This is a genomic window from Streptomyces sp. AcH 505 (assembly GCF_000818175.1).
In the GTDB taxonomy this organism is placed as follows: Bacteria; Actinomycetota; Actinomycetes; order Streptomycetales; family Streptomycetaceae; genus Streptomyces.
Window position 1 is genome coordinate 2,742,061 of sequence record NZ_JTIY01000001.1, and the last position, 23,545, is coordinate 2,765,605.

Annotated in this window: 34 protein-coding genes; 33 read left to right on the forward strand and 1 reads right to left on the reverse strand. The window is 70.4% G+C overall.

Features of this window, described 5'->3' with window-relative positions:
• Window positions 1-52 precede the first annotated feature (52 nt).
• From HY68_RS43695 to HY68_RS12700, 30 genes are all read left to right on the forward strand, one after another.
• Complete coding sequence (locus HY68_RS43695; RefSeq protein ID WP_198533258.1) at window positions 53-220, forward strand: hypothetical protein; 168 nt, start codon at window positions 53-55, stop codon at window positions 218-220.
• A complete protein-coding gene (locus tag HY68_RS46040) occupies window positions 217-348 on the forward strand; it encodes a hypothetical protein (RefSeq protein ID WP_277816758.1) in 132 nt (43 codons plus the stop codon). Before HY68_RS43695 ends, HY68_RS46040 begins: the two co-directional genes overlap by 4 nt.
• Complete coding sequence (locus HY68_RS12565) at window positions 345-668, forward strand: hypothetical protein (protein WP_041988123.1); 324 nt, start codon at window positions 345-347, stop codon at window positions 666-668. The genes HY68_RS46040 and HY68_RS12565 overlap by 4 nt, the downstream gene beginning before the upstream one ends.
• Window positions 665-1,042, forward strand: coding sequence for a hypothetical protein (locus HY68_RS41970; protein WP_041988125.1), 378 nt, complete (start codon window positions 665-667; stop codon window positions 1,040-1,042). The genes HY68_RS12565 and HY68_RS41970 overlap by 4 nt, the downstream gene beginning before the upstream one ends.
• The gene (locus HY68_RS45050; RefSeq protein ID WP_241778554.1) at window positions 1,039-1,782 is read left to right on the forward strand and encodes a DUF2637 domain-containing protein; all 744 of its coding nucleotides are present in this window, start codon (window positions 1,039-1,041) and stop codon (window positions 1,780-1,782) included. Before HY68_RS41970 ends, HY68_RS45050 begins: the two co-directional genes overlap by 4 nt.
• On the forward strand, window positions 1,779-2,075 hold the full coding sequence (locus HY68_RS12580; protein ID WP_041988127.1) for a hypothetical protein: 297 nt from the start codon (window positions 1,779-1,781) through the stop codon (window positions 2,073-2,075). Before HY68_RS45050 ends, HY68_RS12580 begins: the two co-directional genes overlap by 4 nt.
• 1 nt (window position 2,076) lies before the next feature.
• Entirely contained in the window at window positions 2,077-2,262 is a 186-nt protein-coding gene (locus HY68_RS12585; protein WP_041988129.1) for a hypothetical protein, read from the forward strand.
• A gap of 86 nt (window positions 2,263-2,348) precedes the next feature.
• Complete coding sequence (locus tag HY68_RS12590; RefSeq protein WP_241778555.1) at window positions 2,349-4,457, forward strand: FtsK/SpoIIIE domain-containing protein; 2,109 nt, start codon at window positions 2,349-2,351, stop codon at window positions 4,455-4,457.
• 195 nt (window positions 4,458-4,652) lie between these two features.
• A complete protein-coding gene (locus tag HY68_RS12595; RefSeq protein WP_041988133.1) occupies window positions 4,653-4,832 on the forward strand; it encodes a hypothetical protein in 180 nt (59 codons plus the stop codon).
• Between the two features lie 115 nt (window positions 4,833-4,947).
• On the forward strand, window positions 4,948-5,235 hold the full coding sequence (locus HY68_RS12600; protein WP_041988135.1) for an HNH endonuclease: 288 nt from the start codon (window positions 4,948-4,950) through the stop codon (window positions 5,233-5,235).
• Window positions 5,236-5,546: 311 nt separating this feature from the next.
• Complete coding sequence (locus HY68_RS12605) at window positions 5,547-5,843, forward strand: hypothetical protein (RefSeq protein ID WP_241778556.1); 297 nt, start codon at window positions 5,547-5,549, stop codon at window positions 5,841-5,843.
• Window positions 5,800-7,365: a terminase family protein gene (locus HY68_RS12610; protein WP_241778557.1), complete on the forward strand. Its 1,566-nt coding sequence runs from the start codon at window positions 5,800-5,802 to the stop codon at window positions 7,363-7,365. Before HY68_RS12605 ends, HY68_RS12610 begins: the two co-directional genes overlap by 44 nt.
• 11 nt (window positions 7,366-7,376) lie before the next feature.
• Window positions 7,377-8,600 carry a phage portal protein gene (locus HY68_RS12615; RefSeq protein ID WP_041988138.1) on the forward strand — a complete coding sequence of 408 codons (1,224 nt, stop codon included), beginning with the start codon at window positions 7,377-7,379 and terminating at the stop codon, window positions 8,598-8,600.
• Window positions 8,597-9,268 (forward strand): HK97 family phage prohead protease, encoded by a 672-nt coding sequence (locus HY68_RS12620; RefSeq protein WP_041988140.1) that lies wholly within the window; start codon window positions 8,597-8,599, stop codon window positions 9,266-9,268. The genes HY68_RS12615 and HY68_RS12620 overlap by 4 nt, the downstream gene beginning before the upstream one ends.
• Window positions 9,269-9,409: 141 nt before the next feature.
• The gene (locus HY68_RS12625; protein ID WP_041988142.1) at window positions 9,410-10,807 is read left to right on the forward strand and encodes a phage major capsid protein; all 1,398 of its coding nucleotides are present in this window, start codon (window positions 9,410-9,412) and stop codon (window positions 10,805-10,807) included.
• Between the two features lie 70 nt (window positions 10,808-10,877).
• Window positions 10,878-11,102: a hypothetical protein gene (locus HY68_RS12630; RefSeq protein ID WP_041988145.1), complete on the forward strand. Its 225-nt coding sequence runs from the start codon at window positions 10,878-10,880 to the stop codon at window positions 11,100-11,102.
• Window position 11,103: 1 nt separating this feature from the next.
• Entirely contained in the window at window positions 11,104-11,688 is a 585-nt protein-coding gene (locus HY68_RS12635) for a hypothetical protein (RefSeq protein WP_041988148.1), read from the forward strand.
• 13 nt (window positions 11,689-11,701) lie between these two features.
• Entirely contained in the window at window positions 11,702-11,911 is a 210-nt protein-coding gene (locus HY68_RS12640; RefSeq protein ID WP_041988151.1) for a hypothetical protein, read from the forward strand.
• Window positions 11,889-12,335 carry a hypothetical protein gene (locus HY68_RS12645; RefSeq protein ID WP_041988154.1) on the forward strand — a complete coding sequence of 149 codons (447 nt, stop codon included), beginning with the start codon at window positions 11,889-11,891 and terminating at the stop codon, window positions 12,333-12,335. Before HY68_RS12640 ends, HY68_RS12645 begins: the two co-directional genes overlap by 23 nt.
• The gene (locus tag HY68_RS12650; RefSeq protein ID WP_041988157.1) at window positions 12,335-13,069 is read left to right on the forward strand and encodes a hypothetical protein; all 735 of its coding nucleotides are present in this window, start codon (window positions 12,335-12,337) and stop codon (window positions 13,067-13,069) included. The genes HY68_RS12645 and HY68_RS12650 overlap by 1 nt, the downstream gene beginning before the upstream one ends.
• Window positions 13,070-13,075: 6 nt before the next feature.
• Window positions 13,076-13,486: a hypothetical protein gene (locus HY68_RS12655; protein WP_041988160.1), complete on the forward strand. Its 411-nt coding sequence runs from the start codon at window positions 13,076-13,078 to the stop codon at window positions 13,484-13,486.
• A complete protein-coding gene (locus HY68_RS12660) occupies window positions 13,486-14,007 on the forward strand; it encodes a hypothetical protein (RefSeq protein WP_041988163.1) in 522 nt (173 codons plus the stop codon). The genes HY68_RS12655 and HY68_RS12660 overlap by 1 nt, the downstream gene beginning before the upstream one ends.
• The gene (locus HY68_RS12665) at window positions 14,007-14,417 is read left to right on the forward strand and encodes a hypothetical protein (RefSeq protein WP_041988166.1); all 411 of its coding nucleotides are present in this window, start codon (window positions 14,007-14,009) and stop codon (window positions 14,415-14,417) included. Before HY68_RS12660 ends, HY68_RS12665 begins: the two co-directional genes overlap by 1 nt.
• Before the next feature lie 153 nt (window positions 14,418-14,570).
• Window positions 14,571-16,766, forward strand: coding sequence for a phage tail tape measure protein (locus tag HY68_RS12670; RefSeq protein ID WP_052457085.1), 2,196 nt, complete (start codon window positions 14,571-14,573; stop codon window positions 16,764-16,766).
• Window position 16,767: 1 nt separating this feature from the next.
• Complete coding sequence (locus HY68_RS12675) at window positions 16,768-19,515, forward strand: hypothetical protein (protein ID WP_041988170.1); 2,748 nt, start codon at window positions 16,768-16,770, stop codon at window positions 19,513-19,515.
• Window positions 19,516-19,525: 10 nt separating this feature from the next.
• A complete protein-coding gene (locus HY68_RS12680) occupies window positions 19,526-19,951 on the forward strand; it encodes a hypothetical protein (protein ID WP_041988173.1) in 426 nt (141 codons plus the stop codon).
• A gap of 68 nt (window positions 19,952-20,019) precedes the next feature.
• Window positions 20,020-20,853, forward strand: a complete 834-nt coding sequence (locus tag HY68_RS12685; protein WP_063779637.1) for a GH25 family lysozyme — start codon at window positions 20,020-20,022, stop codon at window positions 20,851-20,853.
• A 42-nt stretch (window positions 20,854-20,895) separates the two neighbouring features.
• Window positions 20,896-21,171, forward strand: a complete 276-nt coding sequence (locus HY68_RS12690; protein ID WP_041988176.1) for a hypothetical protein — start codon at window positions 20,896-20,898, stop codon at window positions 21,169-21,171.
• Window positions 21,171-21,590: a hypothetical protein gene (locus HY68_RS12695; RefSeq protein ID WP_041988179.1), complete on the forward strand. Its 420-nt coding sequence runs from the start codon at window positions 21,171-21,173 to the stop codon at window positions 21,588-21,590. Before HY68_RS12690 ends, HY68_RS12695 begins: the two co-directional genes overlap by 1 nt.
• A 1-nt stretch (window position 21,591) precedes the next feature.
• Window positions 21,592-21,864 (forward strand): hypothetical protein, encoded by a 273-nt coding sequence (locus HY68_RS12700; RefSeq protein WP_041988182.1) that lies wholly within the window; start codon window positions 21,592-21,594, stop codon window positions 21,862-21,864.
• Window positions 21,865-21,927: 63 nt separating this feature from the next.
• Here HY68_RS12700 and HY68_RS12705 read toward each other — a convergent pair whose 3' ends face one another.
• The gene (locus HY68_RS12705; protein WP_198533259.1) at window positions 21,928-22,170 is read right to left on the reverse strand and encodes a GntR family transcriptional regulator; all 243 of its coding nucleotides are present in this window, start codon (window positions 22,168-22,170) and stop codon (window positions 21,928-21,930) included.
• A 147-nt stretch (window positions 22,171-22,317) separates the two neighbouring features.
• Here HY68_RS12705 and HY68_RS12710 point away from each other — a divergent pair, with 147 nt between their 5' ends.
• From HY68_RS12710 to HY68_RS42760, 3 genes are read left to right on the forward strand one after another with little or no spacing between them, the layout of a single operon-like run.
• Window positions 22,318-22,746 carry a hypothetical protein gene (locus tag HY68_RS12710; protein WP_041988184.1) on the forward strand — a complete coding sequence of 143 codons (429 nt, stop codon included), beginning with the start codon at window positions 22,318-22,320 and terminating at the stop codon, window positions 22,744-22,746.
• Entirely contained in the window at window positions 22,743-22,916 is a 174-nt protein-coding gene (locus tag HY68_RS42755) for a hypothetical protein (protein WP_157874334.1), read from the forward strand. The genes HY68_RS12710 and HY68_RS42755 overlap by 4 nt, the downstream gene beginning before the upstream one ends.
• Window positions 22,913-23,053: a hypothetical protein gene (locus HY68_RS42760; RefSeq protein WP_157874335.1), complete on the forward strand. Its 141-nt coding sequence runs from the start codon at window positions 22,913-22,915 to the stop codon at window positions 23,051-23,053. Before HY68_RS42755 ends, HY68_RS42760 begins: the two co-directional genes overlap by 4 nt.
• Window positions 23,054-23,545: the final 492 nt, after the last annotated feature.

Genomic DNA, 23,545 nt, shown 5'->3' on the forward strand with positions numbered 1-23,545 from the left:
AACGCCGACCGGAGCCCTGACCGAACTCCCTGAGTAGACCAAGGAGACGGCTATGGCCGATCTTGCCCGTGTTGGGTCGCACGACACAACTCCGCCGCCCGCCGACAGGCGTCTGATCGCCGTCGGCATCATCCGCCGCCGCGACGGCCGCACCACCACGGTGCGCGCCACCCCGGCTGGCGTCACCGGCAGCATCACCCCCACGGGCGGTGCCCGATGAGCAAGCACAACCCCAAGACCTGCCCGCTGTGCGCCACGCTGCGCCACCCCTCGCAGGCCAAGAACCGCAAGGCCATCGCCGCCCACCTCGCCGAGCACCCTTTCCCCCGGCAGGCGGCGACCTCATGAGCGAGCAGACCGAACCCCTGCACGGCCGCGCCGCCGACGAGATCCGCGAGCAGCTGCGCGCCACCACGGCGGGCGACCCGATGCGGGACTACCTCGCCGCGATCGTCGAGGCCCTCGACATCCCTCAGCCCAGGGCCTTCAACGACCGCGCCCACGCGAGGCTGCTGGAGTCCCGCGCCCGCTCGGTCCTCACCTCTCTGCGCGGGCTGCTGGAAGACGGCAAGAACGCCGACCCGGGCTTCGACGCCCGATGGATCCGCAAGTCAATCGCCGCCAACCCCGTCACCTACGAGCCCTACCAGGACGGGGGCCAGTCGTGACCGCGCCGCGCACCGTCACGGTGCAGACCTTGGACCACGGGCTGATCACCATCCCCGAACCCTCGTGGTGCGTCGGCCACGGGGTGGAGCCTCCGCAGCTCCGCGTCGACACCGGGCACAGCGGACCCGAGCACGACGCCGAATGGAACGGCTACCACTTCGCGTGGGCCGCCCTCTCGCAGGACCCGTTCCGCATCAAGGGTTCCCAGGGCGTCGGTGTCGTCGTCGAGCTGGGCGGTCTCCAGAACCGGCTCGAACCGAACGAGCTGCACCAGGTCGCCAGCGTCCTCGTCGACTACGCGTCCACGCTCCGGCACCTCGCCCGCGAACTGACCGTACTGCGCGCACGAAACGCGGCAGGTGGTGCCCAGTGAAGCGCCTCGACGCCCGCAAGGGCCTCGCCGTCGGCGCGTCGGTCGCCACCGTCGCGCTCACCGCAGCCGCGTTCTGGCTGTCCTACGAACACCTCCACGACATCGCCGGGGCCAACGGGCTCACCGGGGTACGGGCCTGGTTCTGGCCCTCCACCGTCGACCTGTTCATCGTCGCCGGGGAACTCCTCATCCTGCGGGCCTCGCTCGCCAAGCGCGTCGACCCCTGGGCCATCGGGTTGGCTGCGGTCGGCTCGGTCGGCTCGATCGCCCTCAACGTCGCCGGCGTCGGCACCGAAGCCGGACTGCTGGAGTACATCGTCGCCGCCGTCCCGCCCGTGGCCGCGCTCCTCGCGTTCGGCGCGCTCATGCGCCAGGTCCACGAGCACCTCGCCGGACACGCCGAGGACACCGCCCCTGCCCCCGTCCCCGAGCCGGACACCACCGTCCTGCCCGACCCGGTCGCCGACGAGCGGGCCCTCGAACCGGCCACCGAACCGGCCGCCGAGGAGACACCGGCCCTGCCCCCCGCGTCCGCCCAGGACGACCCCCGGTACGCCTACGAAGGACGCCGTCTCCTGTCGTCCGCCGAAGTCGCCGAAGCCGTCGGCGTCCAACCCTCCACGGTCCGCAACTGGGTCGCCGCCGGACGCCTGCCCGTCACCTTGCAGGACGACCGGGGACGCAACTGGTTCGACCCGGACGCCCTGCCCGCACCCGCCAAGGAAGGGGCGTCGAAATGAACGAGCCCGAGCAGTACGAGCAGCCCGTCCAGATCGGTGTCTACAACGACGGACGTCCCATGTACGCCTCGGCAAAGCATCTGGCCTACCAGCCGCCGGCCTGCCACCACCACGCCCCCGTGCAGCGCACGTCCGGCGGTGCGGCCAAGTGGATCGGGATCGGGGTCGGCGGGTCGGTCCTGCTGATCACCGTGGCCGTGTCCGCCGTGGCCGTCGCGATCAGCGCCGTCGCCCTGACCGTCTGCCTGCTGGTCCTGCGGTCGGTCTGGCGCGACGTCACGAAGGGCCGCTGACATGCCGATCTCCGACAACGACGACATCAGCCACCTCGACCTCGCCCGCATCGGCCGCATCAGCGCCGTCGCCGCCCTGCGCGGCGGCGTCCTGACCAGCAAGCAGAAGCGCGCCCTCGCCCGTATCGCCGAGCAGGCCAAGCAGCGCGAGGACAAGAAGCGCGCCGAGGCCAAGAAGCGCAAGTAGCACCGCCCAGGACGGCCGCCAACCCGGCAAGGACACCGGCCGTCCTGGGCGTCCCCGCCACCCAGAGAGCAGCAGGAGCAAACAGAATGTCAGAAGCGCTCATCACCCTCGTCAAGGACGCCCCGGACGCCCCCGTCCTCGACGGGACGCCCCCCGAGGACACCGTCCTGGTCGAAGCCGTCGACCGCCCCGACAACCCCCTCGCCGACTGGCTCACCCTCCCCGACACCCCCGTCCTGCCCGCGTGGGCCCGCTCCCGGGCGTCCATCACCGCCAACGTGACCGCGCTCGGACGCCTCACCTGGTGGCACACCCGCTACCACGCGATTCGCGTCCCCAAGTACCTGATCAAGGCCGTCCTGCTCGCCGCGCGCGGCTTCTACCGGGCCACGGCCGGCCTGTGGCCCACCCTCACCGCCCACGACCACACCGCCGCCGTCCGCGCCCTGAAAACGCAGGTCAAGCTGCGGCCCGAAGACGTCGACCTCGCCGCACGACTCCAGCTCGCCCACGCCGCCCGCACCCACACCCGACGCTGGAGGTTCGGCGCCGCCGCCATCGCGGTCGCCGCGGCCGCCACCGGGTTCGCCCTCGCCGACCCGGCCCTGCAAGCCGGCATGGCCGCCGCCGTCATCACCCCGCTGTCCTACCTCGGACGCGGCAAGGACACCCAGCTCCTCGACCACGGCGCCCCGCCGTTGCGCGTCGACATGTCCGCCCAGCAGCTCAACGACGCCCTGCGCGCCGTCGGGCTCCTCAAGCAGGGCCGCGGCGACGACGACGGGCCCAAGGTCACCTGCGTGATGGGCCCGCTGCGCGACGGCAACGGGTGGGCCACCGTCTTCGACCTGCCCCGCGGCGGCGGCAAGACCGCTGCCGACGTCCTCGCCAAGCGCACCGCCATCGCCGCCGAACTCGGGGTCGACGAGATCCAGGTCATCATGGCCCGCGTCCGGGCCCACGGCGGCGGCCACGCAGGACGCGTCTCGATGTGGGTCGCCGACGACGACCCCTACCTCGCCGCACCCGTCCCCTCACCGCTGGCGGCCATGGAGACGTTCTCCGTGTGGGACCCGATCCCCTTCGGGCAGGACGCCCGAGGACGCCGGGTCACCGTCCCCGTCGTCTGGCAGTCCATGTTCTTCGGCGGCCTGCCGCGCCGGGGCAAGACCTTCACCCAGCGACTCATGTCCGCCGCCGGGATCCTCGACCCGTGGGTGCGCCACTACGTCGCCGACGGCAAGGGCGGCGCCGACTGGATGCCCATGAAGGCCGTCGCCCACCGCCTCGTCATGGGCGCCGAAGACGACGCCGTCGAAGCGCTGAAGGCCATGCTCAAAGAGCTGATCGCCGAGATGGAGCGGCGGTTCGCCCTGTTCCGGAGCCTGCCCACCGCCATGTGCCCCGAGGGCAAGCTCACCCGGCAGATCATCGAGCGGTACAAGCTGCCGTTCATCTTCGTCACCATCGACGAGTTGCAGGAGTACCTCACCTCGATGGACAGGGACGACCGCGAGCAGGTCATCAACGACCTGTGCCGCATCGCCCGGCGCGGGCCGGCCGCCGGGTTCGTCTCCAACTTCGCGTCCCAGCGCCCGGACGCCGACAGCGTCCCGACCAAGCTGAGGGAGATCATCACGCTGCGCTACTCGACCCAGGTCGTCGACCAGACGTCCTCCGACATGGTCCTCGGCAAGGGCAAGGCGTCCCAGGGCGCGGACGCGTCCGTCCTGTCCGAGGAACACAAAGGGGTGGGCGTCCTGGTCACCGGACCCGCGTCCTTCATCACCGTCAAGGCCGACCTCCTCGACGGCTCCGGGTTCGCCGAAATCTGCGGCAAAGGACGCCGCCTGCGCCAGGCCATCAACCAGCTGTCCGGCGACGCCCTGGGCGACGTCACCGCCATCGCCGACGAGCACGGCGTCACCATCCCCGGGATCATCACCGACGTCCTCGACGTCATGCGCCACTCGGTGCGCATGTACACCGTCGACCTCCTCGCCGGGCTCGTGAACCTCGACGAGGACACCTACGGCGACTGGGACGCCGAACGCCTCGCCTCCGAACTCGACACCGCCGGCGTCACCCGCACCAGCAAGCAAGTCAAGATCGACGGCCGGTCCCTCGCCGGATACCAGCGCCGCGACATCGAAGACGCCGTACCCATCGAGATCCTCAACGGCCTCACCCGGTAGAGCCCACCCCTCTACCCGCCACCCAGAACCCACCCTCGACAGGGCCCCCGCACACGATCCGCGCGGGGGCCCAAGGTCATGGGGGGCCTTGACCAAGGTCATGCCCCCGGTCATGGGCGCCCACCTGCGAGGTCACGGGGGTAGAGGGGGCAACGATCACCCACGCAGCGGGCGCCCAGGGGCCACAATGGGCTCATGAACGAGCCGGTCCTCGTCGACATCTACGCTGCCGCCCTGCACGCCAACGTCAAGCCCGTCGCCCTGCGTAAGAGGCTCAGCCGCGGCACCCTCACCCACCACGGCTACGACCACCAAGGCCGCGCCCTCGTCGACCTCAACGAACTCCCGGCCGCCGTGCTCGCCCCTGCTGCTTGACCAGCACAAAGCCCGATGTCACACTCAACGCGGAGACGCATGTCCGGACAACCGGACACCGAGGCCCCGACTACATCCCCCCGGTCGGGGCCTTCGCCATGCCCGGAGGTGACGCGTGGCCGGCCGCACCGACCTCACGAGCTACGACTACCGACAGGCCCGAGCACGCTGCCTCGCAGAGTCCGACGTCTGCATCGTCTGCGGCCACGGGGCGGCCGACGCCGTCGACCACATCCACCCCGTCAGCAAGGGCGGCGCCAAGCTCGACCCCGACAACCTCGCCCCCATCCACGGCGTGCTCGGATGCCCGACCTGCGGCCGCAAGTGCAACAACGAGAAGGGCGACCGCCCGTTGTCGCAGGTCACAGCCCTGGTGACGTCGCGAGACTGGTACACCAGGTGAGCAACCGCGTGCTCTGCGCAGGGAGCGTCAAGCTCCTGACCTGCACCTATGCGCAAACCTAGGCAAACGTGCAGGTCAGAGCGTTGCGGCTGTAGCCGAATGGCGTGAGGAGCGCGGCGCCCAGACTGCGGTGCCTTGACCTGCGGCGATGCAGAGAGTTGCACAAACATGCAGGTCAGCGCGTTGTCACTGTTGCTGGTCTCGCGTCAGTTCGTCGGCTCGGCTGGAGTTTTAGGAAGATCGTCTTCTCAGCCCCGCGCCCAGCTTTTATTTTTCTCCCCCCGGGCCCGATGGCCTGGCGATGATCATGGATGGGGGTCGTGATGGGACCCGTCGAGAAGGCCGTCCGTGACGACGTGGAGCAGCTCGGCGACCTGGCCGGCGTGGAGCCGTCGCTGTCGGAGATGGCGTACACGCTCGCCCACCACATCGACGTCACGACCAGCGGCCAGTGCGACACCTGCGGCGAGGGGGTCCCCACCGAGGACGGGACGCGCTCGCTCCCGCAGCTGAACCGGGAACTCCGGCAGACGCTCGCCCAGCTGCTGGAGGGACGGGCCACCGATGACGACGATGACGACCTCGGAGACCTGGGCACCCCCGAGTGACTTCGCCGAGGATCTGTACGAGCGGTACGGGCTGACGTGCCCGCCGCGCTGGGGTACGCCACGCCATCCTGACCGGCCGTCGCTCGGGCCGAAGATGTGGAAGGTCATGGCCAAGCTCGGCGCCCCGCCGATGCCGTGGCAGAAGTACGTGTCCGATGTCGCGCTGGAGATCGACCCGGACACCGGGCTGTTCGCGCACCGCGAGGTGGGGCTGAGCGTCTCGCGTCAGCAGGGCAAGACGGAGCTGTGCCTGGGGGCGCAGGTCCACCGCTCGCTGGCGTGGCAGCGGCAGAACATCGTGTACGCCGCGCAGACCAGGGGCATGGCGCGGCAGCGCTGGGAGGACGAGTTCTGGGAGAAGATCTCCGGCTCGGACCTGGCGAAGCGGGCGCGGATCCGCAAGAGCAACGGCAACGAGGCGATCCTGTGGCCGTCGACCCGCTCGCGCATGGGCATCACGGCGAACACGGAGAAGGCCGGCCACGGGCCACCGTTGGACCTGGGGTTCATCGACGAGGCGTTCGCCCACGAGGACGATCGGTTGGAGCAGGCGTTCTCCCCGGCGATGCTGACCCGCGCCATGGCGCAGCTGTGGTGGGCGTCGGCCGGCGGGACGACCAAGTCGGTGTGGCTGAACAAGAAGCGCGCGGCCGGGCGGAAGCTGATCGAGGCGATGTTCGCCGCGCTGGCCGAGGACCCGGCTGCGGCCCGGCCGCACGCTGCGTACTTCGAGTGGTTCGCTCCGGAGGACATGGACCGGGCGGACCCGGCGACGTGGCGCGCCACGCTGCCGGCGCTGGGCCACACGGTGACCGAGGCGATCATCGCCGCCGAGCTGGAGAAGATGGGCACGGCCGAGTTCGACCGGGCGTACCTAAACCGCACCCGGAAGCCGACGCCGCCCACCGACCCGAACGTCCCGAAGGGGAAGTGGCCGGGCCTGGTCGACGCGGCCAGCAAGCCGGACACCGATCTCGCGTTCGCCATCGACGTCTCGCAGGACCGCAGCTCCTCGTCCATCGCGGTCGCCTCGAAGCGGCCGGACGGCAAGGTGCACTTGGAGATCGTGGACCGCAGGCCCGGTACGGACTGGGTGGTGCCCGCGATCGTGAAGCTGTCCGCCCTGTGGAACCCGCTCGCCGTGGCGGTGTCCGGGGGCGGGGCGCCTGCTGGCTCTCTGGTGGACGATCTCGTGGCCGCTGGTATCACGGCGCCGGAGGACAAGGAAGAACCGCACCGCGGGCACCTGGCCGTGCTGCGGACCTACGACCAGGTCGAGGCGTGCGGGCAGTTGGCCGACGCGATGAACCAGGGCACGGCCGTCCACCTGGACCAGGTGCCGCTCACCGCCGCGGTGAACGGGGCCAGGACCCGCAAGGTCGGCGACGCCTGGACGCTCGACCGCACCAGCTCGCTGGTGGACGCCGCACCGCTGGTCGCGGTGACGATCGCCCGCTGGGCGCTGATCGTGCGTGGCCCGGCCGTCCTCGACGACTACGACATCGCGGACTCGTTCGCGTGAAGGGGGAAGCCATGGGCGTCTGGTCCAGGGTGCGCAACGCCTTCACCCGCGACGCGCAGATCACGTCCGCCGAAGAACTCCTCGCGATGGCCAGGGAGCAGCGCGGCGGCGGGGGCGGGGCGGTGTACGTCACCAACGACACGGCGCTGCGGCACAGTGCGGTGTGGGCGTGCCTGCGGCTGCGGGCGGACCTGGTGTCGACGATGCCCGTGGACGTGTACCGCAGGGTCAACGGCATTCAGGTCGAGGTGCCCAAGCCCCCCGTGCTGGTCACTCCGGGCGGAGCGCAGGTCGGCCTCAACGAGTGGATGTACTCCACCCAGGTCGACCTGGACCGGGCCGGCAACTGCTTCGGCATCATCACCGAACGCTCAGGCGTCGTCGGTCCGGACGGGCGCGGGCTGCCCGCGCGCATCGAGCTGGTGGCGCTGGGCGACGTGACGGTCCGGGCGACCGGTTCGCTGATCACGAAGTTCGTCATCGGCGGCAAGAGTTACGAGCCGTGGGAGATCTGGCACGAGAAGCAGTACACCGTGGCCGGCCTGCCGCTGGGCCTGTCGCCCGTGGCGTACGCGGCCTGGACGATCGAGGAGTCCCTGAACGCCCAGCAGTTCGCCCGCGACTGGTTCGCCGGCGGGGCGGTCCCGCTGGCCGAGCTGACCAACACGGCGAAGACCATCAACGAGGCCCAGGCCAAGACCGCCAAGAACGCGTTCAAGGCGGCGGTCACGACCGGCGACCTGTTCGTCCACGGCAACGACTGGGAGTACAAGCCGATCCAGGCCGCGGCGCAGCAGTCGCAGTTCATCGAAGCCCGGCAGTACGGGCTCGGTGACATCGCCCGTTTCTTCGGCTGCCCCGGCGACATGATCGACGCGGCCGTGTCGGGCAGCAGCATCACCTACGCGAGCGTCACCCAGAGGAACCTCCAGTTCCTGATCATGCATCTGGGGCCGGCCGTCGGCCGCCGGGAGAACGCGTTCAGCCGCAACCTCGTCTCCAACCCGCGGTACGTCAAGCTCAACACCGACGCCCTGCTGCGCATGGACCCCGAGGCGCGGACCCGCACGATCGGGCTGCGCATTACCAACCGGACTCTCGCCCCGTCCGAGGCGCGGGCGCTGGACGACATGCCGCCGTTCACGGAGGACCAGCTCGCGGAGTTCGACCGTCTCTTCGGCTCGCGCTCCGTACCCGCACAGCCCACGACCGTCGTCCCGGGAGCTACGCCATGACCACACCCGTGCTCGCTGCCGCCGCTGCGGCCCGAGCCCAGAACATCCGCCAGCGCGCCGACCGCCCATCGCAGCGCCGCTGCGCCGAACAGGCCGGGGCCCGCGCCACGGTGCGCGCGTCCCTGTCCGGTGTCGAGGTCCGCGAGACGGGCGACGGCACGGGCCTGGAATTCCTCGGGCACGCCTCGGTGTACGAGCAGGCGTACGACATGTGGGACATGTTCGGCCCGTACACGGAGATCGTGTCCGCCGGCGCGGGGGCCGACTCGATGGCGCGCGCCGACCTGGACGTGCCGCTCGTCCTGGGCCACGACCAGCTGCGCCGCCTGGCGCGCACGACGACCGGCACGCTGGTCCTGACCGAGGACGAGACCGGCCTGTCCGTGCACGCCCCGCAACTGGACCCGAGCGACTACGACGTGGCGTACATCGCGCCGAAGCTGCGCGCCGGCCTGGTCGACGAGATGTCGTTCGCGTTCCGCATCGAGGCGGGGCAGTGGTCCCCGGACTACTCGGAGTACCGCATCTCCCGCTACGACATCCACCGCGGCGACGTCGCGATCGTCGGCTACGGCGCCAACCCGTACACCGGGGCGGGCCTGCGCCAGGCGGCCGCGCCGATGTCGAGCCGGGCCCGCGCGCTGCTGGAAATCGCGCTCGCCCGCTGACCCCCTGATCTGCCCGCCGTCACACGCGGGTGCTTTGCCCTGCGCTCTGCGCGCACGAGCCCACCTGGCGCACTGCCTCGGGTGGCCGTCTGACCTGGACCGGGGCGTCTGGTATCCCATCGACCAACGAGAGGACGAGCCATGACGCTCGCCGATCTGATCGCCCAGGCGCGTACCGCCCTGAACACCGCGATCACCACCCGCCAGCAGGAGCAGGACGCGCTCGTCGCGCTGCGCTCCGACCCGAACCTGACCGAGGACGCCGTCACCGCCCGGGTCGCCACCCGTGACGCGGCGGACGCCGAGGTCACCACCCGCTCGGCTGCGCTCGACGAGCTGCTTGCCGAGCAGGCCCGCGAGGACGAGATCGCCGCACTGTCGGCCCGCACCGTCCCCGCGGCCACCCGCGCCCCGGCCTACGACCAGGTCGCCCGGGTCGGGCAGGAGGAGCGCACCTACCGGCCCGACCAGGACCGGCGCGGTGCCGGATTCCAGGGCGACGTCCTGGGCGCGTTCCTCGGCGACTACGAGGCGCAGGCCCGGCTCGGCCGGCACATGACCGAGGAGCGGACCGAGCGCGGCAACCGCATCCGCGAGACCCGCGCTGTGGGCACCGGCGCCTTCGCCGGCCTGGTCATCCCGCAGTACCTCACCGACATGTACGCGCCGCTGGCCCGCGCCAACCGCCCGTTCGCCGACGCCTGCCGCCCGCACGTCCTGCCTTCGCAGGGCATGACGGTGGAGATCTCCCGGATCACCACCGGGTCCGGTGTCGACACTCAGGCGGCGGAGAACGACGCGGTGACCGAGACGAACATGGACGACACCGGACTGTCCGTCCCGGTGCGCACCGCGGCCGGCCAGCAGACCGCGTCCCGGCAGTCGATCGAGCGCGGGGCCGGGGTCGAGGACGTCATCCTCGACGACCTGTTCCGGGCCTACGGCAGCCGCCTGGACACCACCATGCTCAACGCGGCAACGGTGGGCCTGAGCAACGTGGCCACCACGGTGGCGTACACCGACGCCAGCCCGACCACGGCCGAGCTGTACCCGAAGGTCATCGAAGGACTCTCGGGTGTGGAGAGCGCGCTGCTCGACCAGGCGTCCGGCGACAACCTCGCGGTCATGCACTCGCGCCGCTGGTACTGGATGCAGAACGCCATGGGCACCTCGTACCCGCTGATCACTCAGCCGGGTGTCGTGGCCCAGACCCTCGGTGCGAACTACGCCGAGGCGTATGGGCGCGGCGTGCGCGGCATCCTGCCCAACGGCACTCCGGTCATCGTCGACAACAACATCGTGACGAACCTGGGGGCCGGCACGAACGAGGACGAGATCTACCTCGTGGACCGGCAGGAGTGCCACCTCTGGGAGGACCCGGACGCCCCGGTCTACATCCGTGCCGAGCAGGCGAAGGCGGCCAACCTCGGGGTCCTGATGGTCGTCTACGGCTACTACGCCTTCACCTTCCAGCGGCAGCCGCACGCCCGGAAGATCGCGGGCACCGGCCTGGTCACGCCGACGTTCACCGGCGCCTGATCCCTTTTCGTGCAGGGCCCGCCTCGTACACGGGGCGGGCCCTGTCCGTACCGAATCGCTGGAGGATGCGATGAGCGACGAACCCCAGACCGACGACCCGATGGTCGCGGCGCTCCTGCGCGAGCGCGCCGGCTACGCGACCCGGGGCATGGACGAGCGTGTAGCCCAGGTCGACGAGCAGCTGAAGCTGCGCGGCCACGCGCCGTCGGCCAGTCCCACCCCGGGCCCGTCGACCGGCGATGCCCGGTCGGCGGCGCCGAAGTCCCGCCAGCCGCGGCGGACCGAGAAGACCTGACGTGGCCCAGGACTACGGCACCGTCGCCGCGCTCAAGGACCGCAGCAACATCGACCCGTCGGACGACAGCCGTGACGAGCAGCTGGCCAAGGCGCTCGCCGCAGCATCGCGCGGCATCGAGCGCGCGTGCGGCCGCCGGTTCTGGCTGGACGAGGAGCCCGTGGCGCGGACCTTCAACCTGCGGGGCCGGGTCGTGCGCGAGGCGGACGGGGATCTCCTCCTGGTCGGCGACATCGGCAGCCTCGAAGGGCTGACCGTCCAGACCGGATCAGGGCCCGTCACCGGCTACGAGACCAGCCCGGACAACGCCCTGCTGGACGGGGCGCCGATCACCGGGCTGCTGCGCGTCAGCGGCACCTGGGGTACGGCCGCCACCCGCGTGCAGGTCACCGCCAGGTTCGGTTGGCCGGCCGTCCCGGACGACGTGGCCGAGGCCGCGCTCATCCAGGCCGCCCGCCTCTACAAGCGCAAGGACAGCCCGGAGGGCGTGACCGGCTCGGCCGAGTGGGGTGTGGTCCGGCTGTCCCGCCGGGACCCCGACGTCTGGGCGCTGATCGAACCGTTCATCCTCCCCGGCTTCGGATAGAGAGGGACCGCCCATGAAGATCCGCATGCTGGTCGAGATGAGCGGCACGCGCGACGGCCAGCCCTGGCCCGCGAAGGGCGTGCCCACCGAACTGCCCACCGCCGCGGCCGCGCACCTCGTCGCGGCCGGCGTCGCCGAGGAAGTACCCGACGGCGGCGCGCCGGCCGCGCGCAAGCGCAGAGAACCGCGAGGTGATCGCCATGCAGATGGCGGCGATTCGTGACGCGATCGCGGACGCGGCGCGGGCCGTGGTCCTGCCGGAGGGCATGCCGAAGCTGACGTGCACCGGGTATGTCCCGGACTCCGTCGTCGCCCCGCACTTCTTCTGCGGCGAGTACACCGTCGACTTCGACAAGGCGATGCGCCGCAGCCTCGACGAGGTCGAGCTGACCTGCCGGGTCCTGGTGGGCCGGGCCGATGACAAGTCGGCGCAGGTGATCCTCGACGCGATGCTGTCCGGCTCCGGGCCCGGGTCCCTGAAGCAGGCCATCGAGCAGGCTCGGGGCGCCCCGGGCGAGTCCGCGCTGGGCGGCCTGGCCGACGACTTCCACGTCATGCGTGTGCAGGGCTACCGCTGGTACGAGCACCAGGGCACGCAGTTCGTCGGCGCCGAACTCGCCATCAAGATCATTGGAGAGGGGGCCTGATGGGCAAGCAAGTGCTGCTCGATTGCAGGCTGTTCAGCCCGGGGGCGGACCTGTCAGGCGCCTCCAACAAGATCGAGCTGTCCTCGGAGATCGAGGACAAGGACACGACCAACTACCGCAGCCAGGGGTGGAAGGAAGTCATCGGCGGGCTGGGCTCGGCGGAGATCTCCGGCGAGGGGCAGTGGGAGGCTGGCGACCCCGGGCTCGTCGACAACGCATCCTGGTCCGACCTCGGCGGCCGCGGTCCCTACACGGTCTGCCCCAACGACAGCGTCGTTGGCGCCCTGGCGTACTTCACCCTCGGGATGCGCACCGACTACAAGCTGGGTGACGCGGTCGGCGAGGTCGCCCCCTGGACCGGCACGGTGAAGTCGTCGTGGCCGATGGTGCGCGGACAGATCGCCCACCCGCCGGGGACCGCCCGCACCGCGACCGGTCTCGGCACCGCCCTCAACCTCGGGGCCATCCCGGCCGGGAAGCGGCTCTACGCCGCGCTGCACGTCCTGTCGGCGGCCGGCACCACCCCGTCCCTCACTGCCCGGATCGAGTCCGACGACAGCGCCGGATTCGCCTCGCCCACCACGCAGCTGACGTTCGCTCCGGCCACCGCGCCCGGCGGACAGATCCTGCGCGGTGACGGGCTGGCCCTGGCGGACACGTACTACCGGGTCGCCTGGACCATCTCCGGCACCGCGCCCAGTTTCATGCTCGCCGTCTCTCTCGGAATCAGGTGATCCCCCATGGCAAAGATGGTTCTGCTGGCGGCATTCGTCAGCCTCGGTGGTAGCGACCTCTCGGGCTACGCCCGCAAGGCTGAGGTCAGCGTGGAGGTGGAGGACAAGGACGTCACCACCTACGCGTCGCTCGGGTGGAAGGAAGTCCTCGGCGGTCTCAAGTCCGGTGAGCTGGGGCTGGAGTTCCTCCAGGACGTGGCCGCCACGAAGATCGACGCGATCATGTGGCCGCTGCTGGGGACCGTCGTCCCCTTCGCTGTGCGCCTCGACAACGCGGCCAAGTCGACGTCCAACCCGGAGTGGACCGGCAACGTCCTGATCAACGGGTGGAACCCCATCGAGGGATCCGTCGGTGACGAGGCGTCGGTGTCCGTCGGCTACCCGACGTCCGGGGCCGTGGTCCGGGCCACGGCCTGATGCCCTCCGGCGGCCCGCCCTTCGATCTCCGGGTCACGCACGAGGGCCTGGACGCCCTGGTCCGCGCGATCCGCCAGGAGGCCGACGGCAAGGCCCTGCGCAAGGAACTCGCGAAGAACATGCGCGAGGCGCTGAAGCCCGGGGCGCTGATGGCCAAGTCCTCGATCATGGCGATGGGCTCGGCCGGTATGGGCACCGGGGCCGGCCTGCGGGCCGGGATCGCGAAGAAGATCCGGCCCGAGGTCAAGCTCGGCGGCCGGTGGTCCGGCGCCCGGGTGAAGGCGTTCAAGACGCCGGGGCTCCGCGGGTTCGCCAACGCGCCGAAGCGGACCAACCGCAGGAGCGGCGGGTGGCGGACCCTCACCTACGGCCACGAGCCGTGGCGCACGCAAGAAGGCAAACGCCAGTGGTTCGACCACGCCTTCGAGAACGACACCGACCAGTACACCCTCGCCGTGCACGAGGCCATGGAGGACATGGCCCGCCGCCTCGCGGCCAGAGCCCGAGAAGGAAACCGCTGATGTTCCTCGTCTACACCCCCGAAGGCCAGGCCGAGCCGACGCGCTGGCGCTACAACCCGAAGAAGCTCATGTCGGTGGAGCGCGAAGACCTTGAGCGGCGCACGGACCGCAACTTCAGCCAGTTCACCACCGACGTCTTGCAGGGCAACGCCCTGTGCCGGCGGGCCCTGCTGTTCACCTACCTGCGCCGCGACCACGCCAAGGTCAAGTTCGAGGACGTCGACTTCGCGTGGGACGAACTGTCCCTGGAGTACTCCCGCCAGGAGTTGCAGCAGATGCGCGAGCGGATGCTGGAGAACCTGCACGGTGACCAGCTCGCCGGGGCGCTGGTCACCATCGACGCGGAGATCGAGACCGCCTTCGACGATGTCGAGGAAGCGGGAAAAGCCCAGCTGCCGATCGCCGACTGAGGCAGCTCGGCAACGCCGCCCATCTCCTCGGGATCAAGGCCCGCGACTGGGACACCTTCACGGCCGAAGAGACCGACATGTATCTCGACTGGCTCGACGCGTACAAGAAGGCCAACGACGAGGCCGCCGAAAAACTGAAGAGGTGAGCCGCCCGTGTCGGACACATCCCTGGTCTTCAACCTGGTCGCGCGAGACCGGGCCTCCGGCGAAGTCGGCGCGATCGGCGAGAAGTTCAACACCGCGGCGGCCGGGATCGGCGTGGGGTTCGCGGCGCTGCTCGGCGCCAGCGTCATGCAGAACATGGACATGGAGGCGGCCGGCGACAAGCTCGCCGCGCAGCTCGGCCTCGGCCCGGCAGAGGCCGCGCAGGTCGCCGAGGTCTCCGCGTCGGTGTACGAGAACGCGTGGGGCGAGTCCGTTGACGAGGTGAACCTCGCCATCAAGGGCGTCTACCAGAACATCGGCGACACCTCCCAGGCCGAGGGCGGCCTCGAAGGGATCACGACCAAGGCCCTCGCGCTGGCCTCGACCTTCGACCAGGACCTGACCATGGCGACGGCCGCCGCCGGGCAGATGATCCGCACCGGCCTCGCGGACAACGCCGACGAGGCGTTCGACATCCTCACCAAGGGGCTACAGGGCAGCGCCGACAAAGCAGGCGACCTGCTGGAGACGTTCAACGAGTACTCCACCCAGTTCCGGCGGATCGGCCTGGACGGGCAGACGGCAACCGGTCTGCTATCGCAGGGGCTGAAGGCCGGCGCCAAGGACGCGGACCAGGTCGCCGACGCCATCGGGCAGTTCGGTGAGCTGACCCTGGCCGGCGGCACAGCGGTCGACGCCGCGTTCAAGTCCATCGGCCTGTCCTCCACCGACATGGCGAAGAAGATCGGTGCCGGGGGCAGCACTGCCGAGGCGGCCCTGGGGCTGACGCTCGACAAGCTACGCGGCACCAAGAACGAGCAGACCAAGCTCAACGCGGCCACCGCGCTGTTCGGCGACCCGGGCACCGTCATGGGCAACGCCCTGTTCGCCCTGGACCCGGCCACCGCCGCAGCGTCGGCAGGCATGGACAAGACGGCCGGCGCAGCGGACAAGATGGTCAAGTCCGTGGGCGACAACCCGAAGGCCGCGCTGGAGTCCTTCAAGCGGACCGTGATGACCGAGCTGGGCCAGGCGGCCGGCGGCATCGCCGGATTTGCCATGGACAACATGGGCGCGACCAAGGGACTGGTCGGTGCGCTGACCGCGGTCGCCGGGATCATCCTCCTGGTCTCCGCCGCGCAGAAGGTGTACGCCACCTACACGGCGATCGCCACCACGGCGCAGGCGCTACAGAACTCCACCGCGTTCCTGGCCATCGGCGGGTGGACGCGGATGATGGCCGTCGGCCTGATGGCCTACGCCCGCATCGCCATCGGCGCGGTCGCTTCGGCCACCACCACGGCGGCCGCATGGGTGGGCAGCGCCCTGGTCTCCATCGGCACCTGGATCGCAGCCGTCGTCCGGGCCGGCCTGACGGCGGCCGGGCAGTTCCTCATGATGGCCGCGCGCGCCGTTGTGTGGGCCGCGGTCATGGCCGCACAGTGGCTGATCGCGATGGGCCCGATCGGCTGGATCACCGCCGCCGTCATCGCCCTGGTCGTCCTGATCATCCTCAACTGGGACAAGATCGCGGCGGCCACCGGCGCCGTATGGACCTGGATCTGGGGCAAGATCAAATGGGCGGGGCAGATGATCCTCGCCGTCTTCCTCAACTTCACCCTCCCCGGTCTGCTGATCAAGCACTGGTCGAAGATCAGGTCCGGGGCGGTGGCCGGGTGGAACGCCGTGGTCGGCTTCATCCGGACCATGCCCGGAAAGATCAGCGGCGCCCTCGGCAACCTCGGCTCACTCCTGTTCGGCAAGGGCCAGGACGTCGTACGCGGGCTCCTGCGCGGCGTCCTGTCGATGGGCGGTTGGCTGCGCAGCCAGCTCATGTCATTCGCGAAGGCCGCGGTACCCGGGCCGATCGCCAAGGCCCTCGGGATCGGCAGCCCGTCGAAGGTGCTCGCCGACGAGGTGGGGCAGTGGATCCCGCCCGGCATCGTCGAAGGCGCCGAGTCGAAGCAGGGCATGCTCGATCAGGCGATGGCCGGCCTGGTCCAGGTGCCCTCGTCGTCCGCCGCGCAGGCGATGGGCCGGCAGATGGGGCCCGGCGCCGCACCGCTCATGGCGGGCGGCGGCGGCCGCGCGCAGGCCGATATCCGTATCGAGATCGCGGGGCCTGCCGAGGTCCGCAAGCTCATCCGCGGCATCGTCCGCAAGGACGGCGGCGGCAACGTCCAGCTCGCGTTCGGAGGACTGTGACATGGCGTTTCCCGATGACCCGCTGGACGTCCAGGTGGACCTCCAAGTCGGTGCGGCCTGGACGGACGTCACCGAGTGGGCGTTCACCCGGGACCCGATCACGATCTCGTACGGGCGCGCGGACGAGGGACAGCGCGTCGACCCCGGCCGGGCCACGATCTCGTTCAACAACCGGGACGGCCGGTTCTCTTCGAGCAACCCGCGCTCCCCGTACTACGGGCTCATCGGCCGCAACACCCCGGTGCGGGTGAGCGTCCCCGGTGTCGAGCCCTACCTCGAACTGACCGGCGAGACACCGGATACGGCGTCGACCCCGGACGCCTCGGTCCTCGACATCGTCGGCGACATCGACGTCCGCTACGAGGCCACCGTCGACTGGCAGACGCCCGGCACTCACCTGCTGATGGGGAAGTACTCCACCCTCAACCAGGCGTCTTGGCTGCTGTATGTGCGGGATCAGTTCCTTCGGTTCCAGTGGTCGACCACCGGCGCGGACGCCGTGGTGTACGGCTGGCAGCTGCCGCCCCTGCCCGGCCGCGCCGCGGTGCGCGTCGTCCTGGACGTCAACGATGGCACCAGCCACAGCATGCTGCGCATGTACACGGCCCCGTCCATCGCCGGGCCCTGGACCCAGTTCAGCACGGACGCGGACTTCGTCCAGCCGGTCACCTCCATCTTCAGCGGCTCGTCGCCTCTGGTCGTCGGGGTGACCGTCGGCGCGACGCCGCCCCTGCCCGGCCGGGTCCACAAGGTGGAGATCCGCAACAGCGCCAACACGGTGGTGGCGAACCCGGACTTCACCGTCCAGGACCTGGGCGACACGTCCTTCGCCGACGGCGCCGGTCGCACCTGGACCGTCAACGGGGCCGCGCGGATCACCGACCGGGAGTACCGGTTCAAGGGAGAGATCAGCGCCTGGCCGCCACGATGGGACGTCAGCGGCAAGGACGTATGGGTGCCGATCGAGGCCGGCGGAATCCTGCGCCGTCTCAGCCAGGGCCGCAAGCCCCTCGCCTCCACTCTGGCCCGCCGCATCCCCACACAGCCCAACGTCCTGGCGTACTGGCCCATGGAGGAAGGCTCGGACGCCAAGCAGGCGTCCAGCCCCATCTCCGGTGTCAGCCCGCTGCGGCTGACCGGCGTGACCTGGGCCTCCGCCAACACCTTGCCCAGCTCGTTGCCGCTGCCTGTCCTGGCGTCCAACGGCGGGCCGGGTGCTCTCATGTCCGGCGCGGTCCCCGCTCCGAAGGGAGCCACGACCGGCTGGCAGGTGCGGTGGATCTACCGGCTCGACACCGTGCCGACCACGCTCTACACGGTCATGCGGATCCTGGGCAGCGGCACCGTGAAGGAGTGGTACCTCCAGTCCCGCGACACCCAGTCCCGGATCATCGGCAGAGACGCCGAAGGGGTCGACGTCGTCAACCAGACCGTCGCCACCGGCGCCGACCTGTTCAACCAGTGGAACACCTGCAACCTCCACCTCTCCCAGTCGGGCACCACCGTCAGCTGGCGGGTCGACTGGCAGGACATCGGCGGCGACGCGGGAGGGTTCGGCGGCACCTACACCGGGACCGCCGGACGCGTCACCGGTGTCGCCTCGCCCCCCGACGGGTACGCCGCCCAGCTGGACGGCATGGCGCTGGGCCACATCGCCGTCATCAGCACGAGCACCACGGCCGCCTACGACGGGGCGATCACCGGCTACGCCGGAGAGACCGCCATCAACCGGATGCTCCGCCTCGCCTCCGAGACCAACCTCCCGTTGAGCGTGTACGACGGCAGCATCACCCTGGGCGCCCAAGCCATGGGACCCCAACTCCCCACCGGAATCCTCGACCTGATCTTCGAGTGCGCCGACACGGACGGCGGGATCCTCTACGAGCCGTCCGACGCCATCGCCCTGCGCTACCGCGACCGGACCAGCCTCTACAACCAGGCCCCGGCCCTGGTCCTCGACTACGAAGCGGAAGGGGAGGTCGCCCCGCCGCTGGAGCCTGTCGAGGACGACCAGCACCTGCGCAACGACGTCACGGTGGAACGCTCCGGCGGCTCGTCCGGACGCGTCGTCATCGAGGAGGGACCCCTGTCCGTCCTGCCCCCGGAAGAGGGCGGCGTCGGCATCTACGACGAGACGGTCACCCTCAACCTGGCCACGGACGAGCAGACCGAACCCATCGCCGGATGGCGCGCGCACCTGGGCACATGGCCCGGCGCCCGCTACCCCTCGGTCCACGTCCAGCTGCACACGGCCACACATCTGATCGGCCCGATCCTGGGACTGCGTATCGGCGACAAGGGGATCATCGAGCACCCACCCGAGTGGCTGCCGCCCGAGGACATCGAGTTCCTGACCTACGGCTACACCGAGGTGCTGGACGTCTTCACCTGGGACTGGACCGCCAACACGGCACCGGCCGGCCCCTGGATCGTAGGCATCACTAACGATCCGGTCCTGGGCCGGGCGGACACCGGCGGGTCGACGCTCACCACGGGGGTGAATGCGACGGCGACGAGCTTGTCCGTGACGACGGCCGCCGGGTCGGCAAGGTGGATCGACTCGGCCGCGTTCGCCTCCGAGTTCCCCTTCGACGTCGTCATCGGCGGCGAGGTCATGCGGGTGACCGCGATCACCGGCACCAGCAGCCCGCAGACGTTCACCGTGACCCGGGCCGTGAACGGCATCCACAAAGCCCAGACAGCAGGCACCGCCCTGCAACTTGACCAGCCCACGGTTGTGGCCCTGTGAGGAGACGACGATGACGCAATGGCTCGCCGGGATGGTCATCACCGCTGACCGGCTGAATGACGGCCTGGACCTGGTCACCACGTCCAGCGGGCTGGTGGCCGCGACCGGGTTCTCGGTCACGTCCTTCGCCGGGGCGCGGATCGGCCGGGCGTTCACCCTCGACATGATCATGCACCGCACGGGCGCGGACATCACCGTCTCCGGCGGCAACATCGCCGACACAGACATCTGCACCGTCCCGGCCGGGTGGCGGCCGACCGTCGGCACGATCAACGGGCAGTGGGACGACGGGACCGCAGAGGGCGGCTTCGTCATCGGCACGAACGGGGTGTGCACACTCCGCACATCCAACGGGTCGATCCTGCGCGGCGACACCACTGCGCCCACGGGCAACGGATCCAACCCGCGCCTGCACATCGACTTCTTCATCGACTGACCGCGCCGCAACCACAGACGCCCCGAGCCGACACGGCCGGGGCTTTCCGCATGCCAGAAAGGACCGCGATGACTGTTCACGGGCAGGACTGGGCCAGCTACCAGCCCAGCGAGCCGTCGACCAAGGGCATCGACTTCGCCATCATCAAGGCCACCCAGGGCACCACGTACACCAACCCGAAGATGACCGCCCAGGCCGCGCACGCCCGCAAGGCCGGGTGCGTGGTCGGGTTCTACCACTTCCTCCAGCCGGGCAACATCAAGGCCCAGGCCGCATACTTCGTCGCCCAGGCCGCCTCGGTGGGGGGTGATCCGCTGTTCGCGGACTGGGAGACCACCCCGGAAGGCAAGCGCGCCACCTGCGACGAGAAGGATGCGTTTCTCGCCGAGGTGAAGCGGCTGCGGGGCGACACGCACCGGGTCGGCCTGTACTGCAACCGCGACTTCTGGCTGAACCACGACACCACCGGCGACGCCGGGGACGCGTTGTGGATCGCGGACTACGTCGGCGCCGGGAAGCCCCGCATCACCGCGAAGTGGCTGTTCCACCAGTACACGTCCACGCCCGTCGATACGAACGTCGCCGCCTTCAAGGACAAGGCGGCCCTGCGCGCCTGGGCCGACGTCGACACCCCGAGCACCCCGCCGAACCAGCCGAGCACCCCGCCGAAGGGAACCCCCGCCATGGCCACGAACACCGACCTGCTCGAAGCGCTCGTCAAGAACCTGTTGCACGTCGGCTCGCTCACCGAGGTCGACGCGAAGGGCAAGGCCGTCGAGCACGGCGCCGGCTACTTCCTCGCCCACGTCGAGCAGGACACCGTCGCCCTGAACTTGAAGGTCGACCGCATCGAGAAGGCGCTCCTCGAACTGGCCGCAGCGGTCAAGACGCTCCAGTCCTGACCCGGCCGCAACCCCTTCCCTTCCAGCAGAAACGGATCTGCCATGTCCAGTCCCTCCCTGCCCAACCTCGGCGACTTCGACGCCCTCGGCAAGACCGCCAAGACCTACGCCATAGACCTTGGCGAGCGCGTCGTCTGGACGTTCCTCGTCGGCTCCGGCGCCGTAGCCCTCGCGGGCGGCCCGGCCGACATGTTCCACGCCAGCTTCTGGCAGGCCGTCGGCGCGGGCGGCATCGCCGCCGCCGGGTCCCTCGTGAAGGGCCTCGTCGCCAAGGTCGTCGGCAACAAGAACTCGGCCTCGACCACGACCACCGTCTGATGCGGGCGGCGGTCCTGCGCGTCAGTCCCCGCCGCGGATTCCTCGTCACCATGGGCCTCGGCTGGGCCGGCTACGGAAAGCTCGGCATCCTCGGCAACCCGCGGTACGGGACCAGCCGGGGCCTGGACGACATCACGAAGTACGCGCCCATGAACGTCCTCGGCTGGATGTGGGTGGCCCTCGGCCTAGTCGCGGTCCTCGCCGGCCTGGCGGTCCGCTGCCCGCGCATGCAGTCGCTCGGGTTCACCGCGCTCGCCGTCCCGGCCGGGTTGTGGGGGACGGCGTTCACGATCGCCGCGGCGACGTCCTACGCGGCCGGCGCCGGATCGGCGTGCGGGTGGGTGGCGTTCGCCCTCGGCATTGTCTGGGTGGCCGGCATGGACGACCCGCCCCCTCCGCACCTCAGAAAGAAGGCTTGACGTGGACCTGGGGGCGCTGGCCGCAACGGGAGTCGCAGCACTGGTTGGCCTGACGACGTGGACTCAGTCCCGGGCCGCCAACCGGCGCTCGGATTTCACCACGATCACCGACCAGCTGCGGCAGGATCTCGCCGCCGAACGGGTCCAGCGGAAGCTGACCACCTCGTTCGTCCTCGATCTCCTCAAGTGGGCCCACCAGGTCGGCCCTGGCACCCCGGCCGGTCCGCCGCCGGAACCGCCTGTAGACCTCGATCTGACGCCCTGGCGGCACTGAACGAACTGCGCCCCCTGTCTGGCCCTCACGGGCTGGGCGGGGGGCGCTTTCGTGCGTCCGGAGTCAAGCGTCGGCGGACGGCTCGGCGACGAAGGACCCCATGCCGGGCACGGTGTAGATGAGACCTTCCTCGCGCAGCCGGCTGAGCACCTTCTGGCTGGTTGCCTGTGCGATGCCGAACTCGCCCTGCAGCTGGACGACCGAGGGCACGCGGGACCGCGGTTCGTAGGTGCCGTCCGCGATCCGCGCGCGGAGCACGTCGGCCACTTGAATCCAGCGCGGAACATCCGAGGTGTAGTCGATCACCTACCCGACGGTAAGCACACCTGGCATTCCCCGCGAGCCAGGCAATGCCTAGAACACCTAGCACGCTAGGTATACGCTTCATGACAAGAAAAACCCCCGCGGCGGCCAGGCCCGGGGGTGCGGACGACGCCACGAGGAGCGACCGTCATGGATGAGAGTACCGACCCCACGCCCGAGGCACATAGGACCGGTCCCGACTGGGCCCTGTCGCCTGGGTGGCTGGGTGTCGACGAGCAGGGCCGCGTCGGCGAGGTGATTTTGGATACCGCCGGCGTGATGATGCTGCGCATGCCGTGGATCGGCGCCGAGTGGATGGTCCCGTCGCAGTCCGTCCGGCCCGCCGACGAGGACGAGCAGGCCAAGGCGCGGCTCGCGGTGTGCCGCTGCTGCGGTGAGCGCACAGGTGAGCCGATACAGGTCGGCCTCACCGAGTCCATGTCCGGGCCCGGCTGGCCCATCTGGGCCTGCCGCGCGTGCGTCACCTTCCGCCGGCTGATGCCGTTCTCCGAGCACCCGCTGGAAAGCCAGGGTTCGGTCCGGCACACCGACGGGACTCTGCTGCGGGAGGCACTGTGAACGAGCTGACCGAGGGTGCGGCGACGCCGACCGCGCCCGACCCGCTGGACGCGCACTTCGAGCACCTGGCCCACATCGACGGCTGCGGCTTCTGCCGGGAGAGCAGAGACGGCAGCATGTGCCACGAGGGCCACACCCTGTGGCGCGCGTCGAGGGAGGCGCGCGCATGATCTGTGCTCGTTGCGACAAGCCCATGAAGGCCGCCGAGGCCGAGGAACGCGACGTGCCCGGCAACTCCGGCGGGGTGCGCAGCATCTGGGTCCACAAGAAGCTGTGCCCGCTCCCGCTCGTACGCCGCTTCCCCTGAGACTTCCTGTCCGTCGGCGCGGCGGTGCGCGACGGGCAGGAGGGGACACCTACCCCCGCCCGCTGTCCGCCGATGGCAGCGGGCGGGTACCCCGGAGCCCCGGCCGCCTACGCACCTCAGCGACCGGGGCCTCGCCGTGTCCGGCCGACTGTCAGTGGTGGGGGCTACGGTGACAGGACAGTCCTATCCACGCTCATGGCTGCGCGTGCTGCTCGGACCTTGACGGCCGTACCTCCGGGTACGGCCGTCGCCCGTTTGTGAAGGACAACCTGTCCTCCGCAAAGGCCCATTGCCGCGCACGGAAGGGTGCGAGACAATGGGCGTAGCGCCTGTTCAGGCCCGGTGAGGAAGCCCCGTACTGCGTGAGCGGTGCGTGAGCGGAGGTCCCGGAGCAGCCCAGAATTGGCGGAGTGGGGCGGAGTAGACACCCCGCCTGAGCTGGACTTCCGGAGTAGGCCAGAGGCCCCCGGAGTGAGCTGGAGTGAAAACCTT

Coding starts and splice junctions, on each gene's coding strand:
- HY68_RS12690 (WP_041988176.1), top strand. CDS start 20,896: ATGTCCAGTCCCTCCCTGCCCAACCTCGGCGACTTCGACGCCCTCGGC.
- HY68_RS42760 (WP_157874335.1), top strand. CDS start 22,913: ATGATCTGTGCTCGTTGCGACAAGCCCATGAAGGCCGCCGAGGCCGAG.
- HY68_RS12590 (WP_241778555.1), top strand. CDS start 2,349: ATGTCAGAAGCGCTCATCACCCTCGTCAAGGACGCCCCGGACGCCCCC.
- HY68_RS43695 (WP_198533258.1), top strand. CDS start 53: ATGGCCGATCTTGCCCGTGTTGGGTCGCACGACACAACTCCGCCGCCC.
- HY68_RS12655 (WP_041988160.1), top strand. CDS start 13,076: ATGGCAAAGATGGTTCTGCTGGCGGCATTCGTCAGCCTCGGTGGTAGC.
- HY68_RS12595 (WP_041988133.1), top strand. CDS start 4,653: ATGAACGAGCCGGTCCTCGTCGACATCTACGCTGCCGCCCTGCACGCC.
- HY68_RS12660 (WP_041988163.1), top strand. CDS start 13,486: ATGCCCTCCGGCGGCCCGCCCTTCGATCTCCGGGTCACGCACGAGGGC.
- HY68_RS12565 (WP_041988123.1), top strand. CDS start 345: ATGAGCGAGCAGACCGAACCCCTGCACGGCCGCGCCGCCGACGAGATC.
- HY68_RS12645 (WP_041988154.1), top strand. CDS start 11,889: ATGCAGATGGCGGCGATTCGTGACGCGATCGCGGACGCGGCGCGGGCC.
- HY68_RS12710 (WP_041988184.1), top strand. CDS start 22,318: ATGGATGAGAGTACCGACCCCACGCCCGAGGCACATAGGACCGGTCCC.
- HY68_RS12630 (WP_041988145.1), top strand. CDS start 10,878: ATGAGCGACGAACCCCAGACCGACGACCCGATGGTCGCGGCGCTCCTG.
- HY68_RS12610 (WP_241778557.1), top strand. CDS start 5,800: ATGACGACGATGACGACCTCGGAGACCTGGGCACCCCCGAGTGACTTC.
- HY68_RS12675 (WP_041988170.1), top strand. CDS start 16,768: ATGGCGTTTCCCGATGACCCGCTGGACGTCCAGGTGGACCTCCAAGTC.
- HY68_RS12695 (WP_041988179.1), top strand. CDS start 21,171: ATGCGGGCGGCGGTCCTGCGCGTCAGTCCCCGCCGCGGATTCCTCGTC.
- HY68_RS12620 (WP_041988140.1), top strand. CDS start 8,597: ATGACCACACCCGTGCTCGCTGCCGCCGCTGCGGCCCGAGCCCAGAAC.
- HY68_RS12650 (WP_041988157.1), top strand. CDS start 12,335: ATGGGCAAGCAAGTGCTGCTCGATTGCAGGCTGTTCAGCCCGGGGGCG.
- HY68_RS12625 (WP_041988142.1), top strand. CDS start 9,410: ATGACGCTCGCCGATCTGATCGCCCAGGCGCGTACCGCCCTGAACACC.
- HY68_RS12680 (WP_041988173.1), top strand. CDS start 19,526: ATGACGCAATGGCTCGCCGGGATGGTCATCACCGCTGACCGGCTGAAT.
- HY68_RS12665 (WP_041988166.1), top strand. CDS start 14,007: ATGTTCCTCGTCTACACCCCCGAAGGCCAGGCCGAGCCGACGCGCTGG.
- HY68_RS12640 (WP_041988151.1), top strand. CDS start 11,702: ATGAAGATCCGCATGCTGGTCGAGATGAGCGGCACGCGCGACGGCCAG.
- HY68_RS12585 (WP_041988129.1), top strand. CDS start 2,077: ATGCCGATCTCCGACAACGACGACATCAGCCACCTCGACCTCGCCCGC.
- HY68_RS12615 (WP_041988138.1), top strand. CDS start 7,377: ATGGGCGTCTGGTCCAGGGTGCGCAACGCCTTCACCCGCGACGCGCAG.
- HY68_RS12685 (WP_063779637.1), top strand. CDS start 20,020: ATGACTGTTCACGGGCAGGACTGGGCCAGCTACCAGCCCAGCGAGCCG.
- HY68_RS46040 (WP_277816758.1), top strand. CDS start 217: ATGAGCAAGCACAACCCCAAGACCTGCCCGCTGTGCGCCACGCTGCGC.
- HY68_RS12605 (WP_241778556.1), top strand. CDS start 5,547: ATGGGGGTCGTGATGGGACCCGTCGAGAAGGCCGTCCGTGACGACGTG.
- HY68_RS12580 (WP_041988127.1), top strand. CDS start 1,779: ATGAACGAGCCCGAGCAGTACGAGCAGCCCGTCCAGATCGGTGTCTAC.